At 70.2% G+C, this 11,802-nt stretch carries 5 protein-coding genes and 1 pseudogene; 4 read left to right on the plus strand and 2 right to left on the minus strand.

The genetic code is table 11. From position 1 onward, the window contains the following. Window positions 1-10: 10 nt before the first annotated feature. The 3 genes from ENSA5_RS24890 to ENSA5_RS24900 all read left to right on the plus strand — a co-directional run bounded on the left by ENSA5_RS24890 (window position 11) and on the right by ENSA5_RS24900 (window position 9,009). Window positions 11-4,363, plus strand: a complete 4,353-nt coding sequence (locus tag ENSA5_RS24890) for a serine/threonine-protein kinase (protein ID WP_106394193.1) — start codon at window positions 11-13, stop codon at window positions 4,361-4,363. 78 nt (window positions 4,364-4,441) lie between these two features. Beyond that, a complete protein-coding gene (locus ENSA5_RS24895) occupies window positions 4,442-8,275 on the plus strand; it encodes a serine/threonine-protein kinase (protein WP_106394194.1) in 3,834 nt (1,277 codons plus the stop codon). A gap of 131 nt (window positions 8,276-8,406) precedes the next feature. Further along, complete coding sequence (locus ENSA5_RS24900; protein WP_146156081.1) at window positions 8,407-9,009, plus strand: hypothetical protein; 603 nt, start codon at window positions 8,407-8,409, stop codon at window positions 9,007-9,009. An 8-nt stretch (window positions 9,010-9,017) separates the two neighbouring features. Here the strand turns inward: ENSA5_RS24900 and ENSA5_RS24905 are convergent, their stop codons facing one another. Then, complete coding sequence (locus tag ENSA5_RS24905; RefSeq protein ID WP_258183009.1) at window positions 9,018-9,875, minus strand: hypothetical protein; 858 nt, start codon at window positions 9,873-9,875, stop codon at window positions 9,018-9,020. Window positions 9,876-10,043: 168 nt separating this feature from the next. After that, a complete protein-coding gene (locus ENSA5_RS24910) occupies window positions 10,044-10,934 on the minus strand; it encodes a Cys-rich lipoprotein (protein ID WP_506737590.1) in 891 nt (296 codons plus the stop codon). Window positions 10,935-11,574: 640 nt separating this feature from the next. Here ENSA5_RS24910 and ENSA5_RS38955 point away from each other — a divergent pair. Continuing rightward, window positions 11,575-11,802 (plus strand): annotated as a pseudogene (locus ENSA5_RS38955) (hypothetical protein); the annotation flags it as partial.

Raw genomic sequence — 11,802 nt, forward strand, 5'->3', positions numbered from 1 at the left:
GCTCCGCCCCATGACCCAGGATCTACCCCGCCCCTTCGGCCGCTACGTGCTGACTCGCCTGATCGGCGAGGGCGGCATGGCCGAGGTCTACCAGGCCAGCGTCCGCGTGGCCGAGGGGCTCACGAAGTGGGTCGTGATCAAAAAGATCCGGGCCGACTTCGCCGACGATCGCGACTTCACGCGAATGTTCGTCGACGAGGCCAAGATCGCCCTGAGCCTCAACCACGCCAACATCGTGCAGGTCTTCGACTTCGGTCAGATCCACGGGACCTTCTACCTGGCGATGGAGCTGATCGAGGGCGTGGATCTCATGCGCCTGTTCCATGCGGTCCGCGCTCGCGAGGACGGCTTCCCGGCGGTCATCGGGGCCTACGCCGGTCACCAGGTCGCGTCGGGGCTCGCCTACGCCCACCGCAAGTGCGACGACTACGGCGCCCCGCTCGGCATCGTCCACCGCGACGTCAGCCCCCACAACCTGATGCTCAGCTGGGAGGGTCAGGTCAAGATCCTCGACTTCGGCATCGCGCGCACGCGCAAGGCCTGGGACAAGGGCCACTCGCCGCCCGAGCTCGAGACCATCAAGGGCAAGGTCGCGTACATGTCGCCCGAGCAGTCGATGGGCCGCCCGGTCGATCAGCGCTCCGACATCTACTCCCTCGGCATCGTGCTCCACGAGCTCCTGACCGGCGAGCTCCTGTTTCGGACCCGCGATCGCCTCGAGGCCCTCGAGCGCGTCCGAACCCAGCCGGTCGCGCCGGTCCTCGAGCGCGCCCCGGATCTGCCCGACGAGCTCGCCCACATCGTCGACAAGGCCCTCGCGCGCGACCCCGACCAGCGCTGGGACTCCGCCCGCGCGATGCAGTCGGCGCTCGCGCAGTTCCTCCATCGCGCCGATCCGGTCGTCGACGACGAGGTCGTGTCGCAATTCTTGGGCGCCTATCGGGGCGAGGAGCCCCAGCAGGGCGCGGTCCGGGCGGTCAACCGGCCCGCGTCGGGGCTGTCGGTGGTCGAGACCCGCGAGATCGGCGACAGCAACCTCCCGCTGCGTCCGGTCCGCACCTCGGCGCGCTGCGTGTTGCTCCACGCCAGCTTCGAGCGCCACATGGGCGCGACCTCGCCCGACGTCCGCCCGCTGCTCGAGCTCGTCCAGGACATCGCGTTCAAGCGCGAGGCCCACGTCCAGCGCATCCACGAGCGCGGCGCGCTGCTCGTGTTCGGGACCATGCTCAGCGCCAGCGACGACGCCGAGCGGGCGCTGCGGGTGGCCCGAACCATGCGCGAGAGCGTGGCCGAGTACGCGCCCGGCGTCGACCTGGGCCTGGTCCTGCTGACAACCCACCTGACCCTGGTTCGCGGCGAAGACGGGACCCTCACGGTCGAGCTGCCCCCGGGCCTCGCCGAGCAGCTCGACCGGGTCGGTCGCCACGTCGTCGAAGAGCCGATCATGGTCGCCGGCGAGCTCGTCGAGCGCCTCCGCCGGGCCTGGCGCATCGGCGAGGCCGGGTGGCTCGACCCGCAGATCCCCGAGGAGGCCGCCGGGTCCCCGTGGGCCGCAGACTTCCAGCGCGTGGCCCCGGTCCTCGGGCCGCTGTCCGAGGCCGAGCGCCGCAGCCAGCAGACCTGGATCGGCCGCAAGTCGCTGTACGGACGCGAGCTCGAGCTCAAGGCGCTCCGCGACAGCTTCGCCGAGGCGATCCGCGGACCCGGCAGCCGCAGCGTGCTGATCCGCGGGGCCCCGGGCATGGGCAAGCGGGCGCTCATCGATCGCTTCGTCTCGTCGCTGCCGTCGAGCGCGTGCGCGGTCTTGCGGGGCGTCGGCCAGTGGTCGACCCGCAACCAGCCGCTGGGGGTGTTCTTGACCCTCCTGCGTCGCTTCTTGCGCATCGAGTCCGACACCCGGCTCGAGACCATCGTCCGCAAGCTCGAGGACTACGGCGTCCGCGAGCCCGAGCAGCTGGCCACGGCGCTGGTCTCGGCCCTGGGCCTGTACTTCGGCGCCGAAGAGGGGGAGCTCGACCCCCACCAACGCCGCGAGCGGATCCATCGGCTGATCCGCCGACTGATCCGCTCGCTCGCCCAGCGCCGCCCCGTGCTGATCGTGATCGAGAACCTCCACTTCATCGACGAGCCGAGCCTGCGCGTGCTCGAGGAGTGGACCGACGCCAACCACCCGCTGCCGATCCTCGGGATCTCGACCGCGCGCCCGGGCCCCCGCGCCGACGCGCTCGCGCGGCGCGGCGGGGTGACCGTGGTCGAGCTCCACGAGCTCGACGCCGCCGCCGCCCGCGAGATGATCCTGCGCCGCTTCGAGGACCCGCGCGAGGCCGCTGACTTGAGCGAGGCGATCCTCGCCCGGACCGGCGGCCACCCGCTGTTCATCGAGGAGATCCTCGCGTCGCTCCTCCACCGGGGCACGATCGCCTGGAACGCCCAGGCCCGGCACCTCCTGGTCCGTGAGCGAGGCGCCGAGATCGAGCTGCCGCCGAGCATCGAAGACGCGCTCGTCGCCCGGGTCGACGAGCTCGCGCCCGCCGAGCGCGAGACCCTCCTCGGCGCCGCGATCCTCGGCCGGAGCTTCCGCGCGGCCGAGCTCGCCGAGCTCCTCGCTCGCCCGGTCAGCTCCAACCTCGACGCGCTGATCGAGGCGGGCCTCGTCGAACACGAAGTTGAAGCGCCCAGCCTCCCCCCCGAGCGGACCGCAAAAGATCTCGGGCAAAGCCCGAGCCGGGCGGATGAAAGCCGCTCGCTGTGTTTCTCGACGGTCAGCCTCCACGAGGTCTGCAAGACCCAGCTCCCGCCCGGCTCGCTCGAGCAGCTCCACGGCCGCGCGGCCGAGATCAAGCAGCGCCGCAGCGACTACGTCGCCGGCCGCGACGACGGCCCGATCGCCGACCACCTGATGCACGCCGGCCGCGATCACGAGGTCTTCGGCCCGGCCATGCGAGCGGCCCGGCACGCCGAGAACGTGGCCGGCAACGTCGAGGCCTACTATTACCTGAGCCAGGCTCTGCGCGCGCTCGAGCCCGACGATCCGCGCCGCTTCGACGTCCTGCTCGAGCGCGAGCCGATCCTGCGCGCGTGGGGTCGGCGGCGGGCCCAGGGCGCCGACATTCGTCAGCTGCTCGCGGTCGCCGAGGCCCTCGACAGCCCCGATCGCGACCAGAAGCAGGTCGTGGCCTCGCTCCGGCTGCTTCGCTTCTACCTCGAGTGCGGCCGGACGCACCGAGCCACGCGCCTGGTCCCCCGGCTTCAGGCCAAGGTCCACGCGCTGCGGGAGTCCGAGCGCTACCTCGCAATCCTCAGCGAGCTCGAGAGCGAGCTCAACTTCGCCCGCGGCCACTTCGAAGAGGCCGAGACCATCGCCCGCGACGCCCTCGCCTTTTGCGCCAACGACAACCGCGGGATCCGCCAGCGCGTCCAGCTGCTGCGGGCCGTCGGCCGGGTCCAGCTCGGGACCGGGCGGCTCGAGAGCGCGGGCGAGACCTTTCGTGAGGCCCTGCACCTCGCGCGCAGCATCGGCCACCGCCGCTTCGAGGCCGAGGCGCTCAACAACATCGGCGAGGTCGCCGGCCGCAGCACCCGCTACCAGGAGGCGATCGACTGCTTCAAGGCCGCGCTGGCGATCGACCGCGACCTCGGCGATCGCTTTGCGACCGGGGTCAAGCTCGCCAACCTCGGCCTCGCGTACACGGCGATCGGGCTCTACCGTCGGGCCGAGCGCTACCTCCGAAAGGCCCTCGAGCTCCACGAGGCGATCGGTCACCCGGGCCTGCTCAACGACGTCATGGTCAGCCTCGGGATCGTCGTCGCGCGCCTCGGAGATCCCGAGGCTGCCCACGTGCTCCTGACCGACGCCGCCAAGGTCGCGGCCCGGCGCGGAGATCTGCGCACGCAGCTGCGCGCGGAGGTCCGGCTCGCGCGGGTCCTGGTCACGACGCCAGTCGACGAGCTCGGCGAGGCCGACCCGAGCCCCGAGGCCATCGCCGAGGCCGATCTCATCGCGACCCGCGTCTACGATCGGGGCCGGGCCGAGGGCCTGCGCTCCAGCACCGCGCGCGCCGCCCATGTCCTCGCGCTCATCGCGGCGCAAAATGGCGACATCGAGGGTGCGATCGGCCACGAGCGCGACGCCGAGCGCCTCGTCCGCCTCGGCGCGGCGCCCCTCGACGGTGTCCGCTCGCTCCACCACCTCGGCCTCCTGCTCCGGGAGCAGGGCCACGAGTCCGAGGCCCGCGCGCTCCTGTCCGAGGCCGCCCGCGCGGTCCAGAGCCGCCTCGACGACCTCCGGGACCACGAGCTACGCGAGGGCTATCAATCGCTGTCCGACGTGCGCCGAATCCTCGCCGACGGCGGAAAGTACTGAGCGTTTTTAGTAGCCTCTCGGTGACCAGGGCATGTTCGACAGCTCACCAGACCGAGAGCTCGAGGGGCGCAGCGCCCGATGACGGACGCGCTCGACTCCCTCCTCGATCGCTTCGAGGCCCTCGGCCCGCTCGGCGAGGGTGGCATGGGCACGGTCTCGCTCGCCTACGACCGGCGGCTCCGAACTCGCGTCGCGCTCAAGACCGTCGGGTATGTGACCGGCAAGGCCCTGCTCCGCTTCAAGCACGAGTTTCGCTCGGTCAAGGGGCTCTCGCACCCCAACCTCGTCAGCCTCGGCGAGCTGCTCGAGTCCGAGGGCCAGTGGTACCTGTCGATGGAGTTCATCGACGGGCAGAGCTTCCTCGACCACGTCCGCCCGGTCGCCGAGAGTCACCACGACTACATGTCCACGGCCCGACCGAGCCAGGTCTACGAGACCGGCAGCGGGCCGGGCAGCGGGACGATCGAGGGCAGCGTCACCGCGGTCGGCGGCAGCTTCAGCGGCGAGCACAAGACCGGCGGCAACGGGGCCGAGCTGTTCGAGGAGGGCCGCTTGCGCCACAGCCTCCTCCAGCTCATCGACGCGACCCACGTGTTGCACGAGGCCGGCCGGGTTCACCGTGACCTCAAGCCCTCGAACGTGCTCGTGACCCACGCCGGGCGCGTCGTGATCCTCGACTTCGGGCTGATCAGCGAGTTCGATGACGAGCGCGCCAAGCGAGAGACCAAGGTCGTCGGGACCCCGGCCTACATGGCGCCCGAGCAGGCCTCGGGCCTCCCGACCGGGCCCCCGGCCGACTGGTACGCCGTCGGCGTGATGCTCTACGAGGCCCTGTGCGGCCAGTGGCCGGTGGTCGGCTCACCGCTGACGCTGATGGCCGACAAGCAGCTGGCCGTGACCACGCGGCCCAGCGAGCTCACCCATCAGCACGTGCCCGAGGATCTCGAGCAGCTGTGCATGGAGCTGCTGCGCGTCGATCCGGACGCGCGCCCGAGCGGCGAGACGATCCTGCAGTGGCTGGGCGCCGGGCCCAGGGCCTGGGGCGGCGTCCGCGACGACGGGCCCGAGGTTGCGAGCCCCCGCGAGCTGCCCTGCGTCGGGCGCGAGCGCGAGCTCGACGAGATCGCCGCGCTGTTCGAGGCCACCCGGACCAAGCAGGCCCAGCAGATGCTGGTCTTGGGCGACTCCGGGATCGGCAAGTCGGCGCTGGTCCGCGAGGCCGTCGACCGCTTCTCGGCTCAGGTCAACGCCCGGCCCTGGGTCCTGCGCGGCCGCTGCCACGAGCACGAGCAGGTCCGCTTCAAGGCCTTCGACACCCTCGTCGACCAGCTCAGCATCGAGCTGCCCGAGCGCTTCGGCCTGGCCGAGATCCGCGAGCTGCTGCCGCGCCAGGCCTGGCTGCTGTGCCGCGCGTTCCCGGTCCTGCAGCGGGTCCACGCGTTCGCGGAGATGGGCGTGCGCCACGGCTCCTGGCAGCACCGCGGCGCGCTCCAGCGCCAGATGTTCGCCGCGTTCCGCGAGCTGTTCTCGCGCCTCGCGGAGCGCAGCCACCTCGTCCTCGTGGTCGAGAACCTCCAGTGGGCCGACCCCGACAGCTGGGCGCTGCTCTCGGCCCTGACCTCGGGCACCGACGCCCCGCCGATGGCGGTCCTCGCAACCGGCCGGACCGAGCTGCTCGACGCCCCGCCCGAGCCCGCCCTGCCCTTCTTGGCCTCGCCGACGCTCGAGCGGATCACCCTCGGCCCGTTGACCAGCGCCGACGTCACCAAGCTCGCCGAGCTCCACGGTCGCCCCGTCGACGGCGACTCGGCCCTCGCCCACTCGCTGATCGAGGCCGCCGCGGGCCACCCCTTCTTCCTCGACGTCCTCCTCCGCTCGACGACCGACTTCGAGGATGGCGATCCGCCCTCGCTGACCGAGTGCCTGTGGACCGAGATCGCCAAGCTCGGCGAGCAAGAGCGGGCGATGCTCAACGTGCTCGCGATCGCCGAGCGCCCGCTCGCGCCGCCGGATCTCGCGGCCCTCGCCGGGCTCGACGGCGCCGGCCTCAACCGCGGCCTCGACATCCTCCGCGCGCGCCTGTGGATCCGCTCGAGCAGCGGCGCGCACGCCGGCCGCGTCGAGGTGTTCCACGATCAGATCCGCCAGACCCTGCTCGCGCACCTCGACCCCGACCAGGCCCGCGACACGCACCTGGCGATCGCGAAAATGCTCGAGGAGCTCGGCGAAGATCTCGAGCGCCTCGTCACCCACTTGGTCGGCGCAGGGCGCGAGGTCGAGGCCGCGCGCTGGGCGATCGAGGCGGCCGACGCGGCGATGGACGCGATGGCTTTCGAGAGCGCGGTCGAGCTCTACGACCTGGCCCTGCGCCACCCTCCCGACGACCGGGTCAGCCGCCAGGAGCTGCTCGTGGGCCGCGCCCACGCCCTCGCGTGGACCGGGCGCGGGGTCGAGGCCGCCCACGCCTACCTCGACGCCGAGACCAGCACCGTGTCGGTCGCCTCGGGGCTCGAGCTGCGGACCAAGGCCGCGATCCACCTGCTCTCGGCCGGCCAGCTCGACACCGGCTTCGATCTGCTCGCCGAGCTCGGCCGCGAGATCGGCCTGCCGGTCCCCCGCGGCGAGACCACGACGACCCTGCTCCTCTTGCGCGAGCGCGCGCTGCTGCGGCTGCGCGGGTTTCGACCCCGGCCCAGCGAGATCGAGCTCGGCTTCGAGGAGCGCCTGCGCCTCGAGATCTGCTCGGCGGTGTCCCGGGTCTACGCGTTCCACGACTTGTTCCTGGCCGGCTACTTCACGACCACCTACGTGCGCCTGGCCCTGCGCAGCCAGGATCCCGACAAGGTCGCGATCGCCTTGAGCCTCGAAGGGGTGACCCGCAGCTACCTCGGCCAGAACACCAAAGGCGAGGCGCTCATGACCGAGGCCGAGGCGATCCTCGCCCGGCTCGACGAGCCCGATCCCTTCGCGGTCGCCTGCGTCGCGCTCCAGCGCGGCGTCCACATCGGCCTCGTCGCCGAGGACTGCGAGTCCTACCGCGACAGCATCAACGTCGCGCTGCGCAAGCTCCGGCGGTCCGGACGCGCCGATCGAGGCGACGACGTCGGGGTCGCGGTCCGGGGGATCATGACCAGCCTCGCGCTGCTGATGCGCGCCGTGGCCAGCGCCCGGGCTGGCGACCTCCGCTCGCTCGAGGGTCAGCTGCGCGAGTACCTCGACGACGCCCGCGGCCGCGATGATCGCTCGGCCTTGATCCACGGCTATGTGAGCCCCGACTTCGGCATGACCCACCTGGTCCAGGGCCGACCGAAGGTTGCGCTCGAGACCCTCGACGAGGGCATGGCGCTGCTCGAGGGTCTCGGCTTCTCGCTCGGCCACCTGTCCGCGCTAGTCAGCAAGGTTCGCTGCGCGATCTACCTCGGACAGCCGGCCGAGGCCCTGCGCGCCGTACGAGAGGTCCGGGGTCCGCTGCGCAATTCAATGACGACGCGGGCGCCCGACGCGAAGGCCGAGGCGGTGAGCGCCGAGGCCTCGGCGCTCCTGGCGGCCCGCGCTCAGGGTCACGAGGTGTCCCGGCGCGTGCTGCTGCGCGCGATCAAGTACCTGCTCAACTATCCGGGCAGCTACCACCGCGCCCGCGGCCAGGCCTACCACGGCGTGCTCCTCGCCCAAGATGGCGACCGAGAGGGCGCGCGCGAGAGCCTCGAGGCCGCCCTCGCCAGCTTCGAGCGCTGCCGGGCCCTGCCCTACGCCGCCGCCACGCGCCTCGCTGTCGCTTCGCTGATCGACGATCGCAAGGGCGGCCTCGACCACCGCACGCAGGGACTGCGCTTCTTCCTCGACGCTGGCGTCGTCGAGCCCGAGCGCTTCGCCGAGGCGTTGATCCCCGGCCTGGGCCTGGCCAAGCCCTGACCCGACCCAACGCGCAGCGGGCGGCCATGGGAGCGAGGAACGCGAGCGACCGGCCGCTCGCGGCCCGGCGTGGCGAGGTGCAGGGCGGCTGCGGGGGTCCAAACAGCCGTGGTCACTGCTACTATCCCTTCGTGCTCGACCGCATCGCGCTCTCTCTCGCGTTTGTCGGCCTCTGCGTCGGCTCGATCGGCTGCGCGACTCAGGCCGCCGTGGTCGCCGCCGACGGATCGCACCGCCTCCTGGCCCGCGACGCCAACACCGGGATCACCGTGGTCCTGACGACCGAGACCTGGGAGGGCGACTCGGCCTACGGCGAAGATCTGACAATCGTCCACGTCCTGGTCGCCAACATGGGGCCCTCGCCCGTGTTGCTGGCCCCGGGCGACTTCGAGCTGCGAGATCGCCGGGGCTTCGACTACGTGCTCTACGACGCTGGCGGCGCGTTTCAGGCCGTGCCCGCTGGCGCCGATCCCAACGCCTACGCCCAGCAACAGCTGGGCTACGACCCCGGGCGCAGCCTCAACTACGAGACGGTCCGAACCGACGACGCCGAGCTCGGCCGCCTCGCGCTGCCCTGGGGCGTGCTGCTCCCGGGCACGCAGATGCGCGGGTTCCTCTACTTCGAGGATCTCCGCGACAGCGCCAACCACGCCACGCTGAAGTGGCACGCTCAGACGCCGGAGCACCAGCCGCTCGCCGAGTTCGGCTTCGACCTCCACGTGTCCCGGCGTTGAGCCCACGCTCAGGCGCCTGGCAAGATGCAAAGGCCCACGTCTTCGTAGGTCGGGGGCGCGAGGCCCTCCTCGAAGAAGGGCGTGCACTCGGTCCCCTCTTGCGGGCAGTCCGGCGCCGCGAGGTCACAGTAGGCCGCGCAGCAGCTCGATCCGGAGCAGCTCGGGAGCACCTCCGCGGCGGCGCAGGTCAGGCCCGGCGCGCAGTCGTTGATGTACGCGCAGGCCTCGGCCTCCGGGATCTCGCCAGCCGTGAAGATGCATTGAAAGTCGTTGTTGGCCCAAAAGCAGCCCAGGCCCTCGGAGCAGCCCTGAAGCAGGGGATCGCAGGTATCGATGCACAGCGTGATCGAGCCTTCGTTGGCGATCAGACACGAGGTCCCGGGGTCGCACAGGGGGCTGTCGGCGCTCCCGTCGCAAAACGAAGTGCACACGCCCTCGAGCTGCCCGTCGACCTCCATCACGTCCCAGCAGTGTGACTCGGGCCCGCAGGAGTCCGTGGCCAGCGAGGTTCCTTCATAGGTGCAGCTGTCCCCGGGCTGCCCCTCGCCGAGCACGGGCACGCACTTGTTCGCGTCCCAGTTGCCGCCCGTGCTCCCGTAGGGGACGCACTTCTCGCCGCCGGGGCAGTCTTGCGCCCACGGATCGCACTCGGCCTCGCCGTCGCCGATGTCGGGCACGAAGCTGGCCTCGCCCTCGGTCGTTTCGGTCTCGTCGCCGTCGGGATCCCCGAGATCGCTGGCCCCACTCGTCTCGGTGGCTCCAACGTCCTCGCCACCGGTCTCGCCGACGAGCTTCGGGCCGTCGCCACAGGCGAGGAGTCCGGCGCTTGCAATCACCACTAGCCAACGGTTAGCTTCCTGCATCATGAAACTAATATACCTACTTTAAATATTAAAGCAAAGTAAACTCACCCGTTCATCTTCTTTATTAATGAATGTTGAAGTTCATGAATTACTGGCAGTGAACAGGAGCTCGAGAACCACGAAAAAGGCCACCCTCGCGGGTGGCCTTCTCGTCGTTGGAGTGAGCCTGAATCAGGCGCCGGGCAGGATGCAGACGCCGACGTCCTCGTATCCGGGAGGCGCCATGCCTTCCTCGAAGAAGGCGGAGCACTCGGTGCCCGCGAGCGGACACACCGGCTCGCTGAGGCTACAGAAGTCGCCGCAACAGGCCGAGCCAGCGCAGTCCGGCATCACTTCGGCGTTGAGGCAGGTGTCACCGACCTCGCAGTCGTTGATGTAGCCGCAGGTCTCGCCGGTCGGGATCTCGCCCGAGGTGAAGATGCACTGGAAGTCGCTGACTGCCCAGAAGCAAGCGAGGCCCGCAGCGCAGTCCTGCAAGAGGGGGTCGCACTGGGTGATGCACATGGTGATCGACCCTTCGTTGGCGATCAGGCACGAGGTGCCTGGCTCACAGATCGGGTCGTCCGCGGTGCCGGAACAGAAGGCGGTGCACACGCCGACGTTCTGGCCGTCGACGTCCATGACGTCCCAGCAGTGGGAGGTCGCGTCGCAGTCGTCGGTCGCCTCGACGACGCCGGCGTAGGTGCAAGTGTCACCGGGGACGCCCGCACCGGTCACGGGCACGCACTTGTTGGCGTCCCAGTTTCCGCCCGTGCTCCCGTAGGGGACGCACTTCTCGCCGTCGGGGCAGTCCTGCGCGAAGGGATCGCACTCGGACACGCCACCAAAGTCGTCTTCGGGCACGAAGGTCAGGCTCGTGCTGGGATCCTCGGTGTCGGTGCCGTCGTCCTCGCCCTCGCCGGAGTTGCCGGTCTCGCCGGGGTCACCGTCGCCGTCACCGTTGTTGGTGTCACTGGCCGTCGCCGCGCCGCTGTCAGCGGGCTGATCGTCCTTTGCACAGCCAGCGAGCGCCAAGCTCATCGAACCGCACAGCATCATGGAAAGCACAAGCGTCTTCTTCATTTTTTCCCTCGGTTTGAAACTTTCTCGTCGTGGATCTGGGTGATCAACAGCCATGTAACACGATGGGCCACGTGGCTGGGTATGCGTGTGGCACGCGTGTGATGAGCCAAGCGCGTTACTCAAACCATTACATACCGAAACGAAAAAACGCAACACTAATTCGAGCTGCCAATTCTCACTTTCTAGACAAAAGTTATCTTGCTGGCGCAGTCTCCACCGAAATTTCATGAATTTAGTTCACAAAACAGTCTTATCCTGCGGAAGAAGCGCCTCTTCGCCATGGGATCTCCGACCATGAGATCCCTCTGCGACGAAACCCGAGCAAAACACGACGGCGATCACTCGTACCGCCGCCGCGCGTTCGCGCGGATCCGACTCGGTTGAGATCGCCGCCTCGTGGCGAAATTACCGGTTTTCTCGCCGATCATCACCATTTCTGGCGTTGACACCCGAACGAGCTTGTCTCTATCCTGCGCGTCGCCATACGCGGCTCACATCGAGCCCGCAAGCGCATGCATCCAAGGGAGCCGTCTTGAGCGCACCGAAGAAAGGAAAGGACCTCAGCGCCTTAAAGGCCCGTCTGGCCAAGAAGGCTGCGGCCGGAGCCCCAGAGGCCCCAGCTGACAGCCCCGCGCCCGACGTGCCCGCCCCAGGCGAAGTCCAGGCCGCCGTACCGGCACCCGGGGAGGTCAAGCCCCCCGTCGCCGACATCCCGGCCCCGGGCGAGGTCAAACCACCCGCAGCCGACGTTCCGGCTCCGGGCGAGGTCAAGAAGCCGGTCGACATCCCGGCCCCGGGCGAAGTGCTGCAAGCGCAGCCCGAACCCGCCCCAGCCCCGGCGGCCGCCGCCCCAGCGACCGCCGCCCCC

The organism is Enhygromyxa salina, from assembly GCF_002994615.1.
In the GTDB taxonomy this organism is placed as follows: domain Bacteria; phylum Myxococcota_A; class Polyangia; order Nannocystales; family Nannocystaceae; genus Plesiocystis; species Plesiocystis salina_A.

Excerpts from the sequence above, each read along its gene's own strand:
- ENSA5_RS24890 (WP_106394193.1), top strand. The coding sequence starts at position 11 with ATGACCCAGGATCTACCCCGCCCCTTCGGCCGCTACGTGCTGACTCGC.
- ENSA5_RS24910 (WP_506737590.1), bottom strand. The coding sequence starts at position 10,934 with ATGAAGAAGACGCTTGTGCTTTCCATGATGCTGTGCGGTTCGATGAGC.
- ENSA5_RS24895 (WP_106394194.1), top strand. The coding sequence starts at position 4,442 with ATGACGGACGCGCTCGACTCCCTCCTCGATCGCTTCGAGGCCCTCGGC.
- ENSA5_RS24905 (WP_258183009.1), bottom strand. The coding sequence starts at position 9,875 with ATGATGCAGGAAGCTAACCGTTGGCTAGTGGTGATTGCAAGCGCCGGA.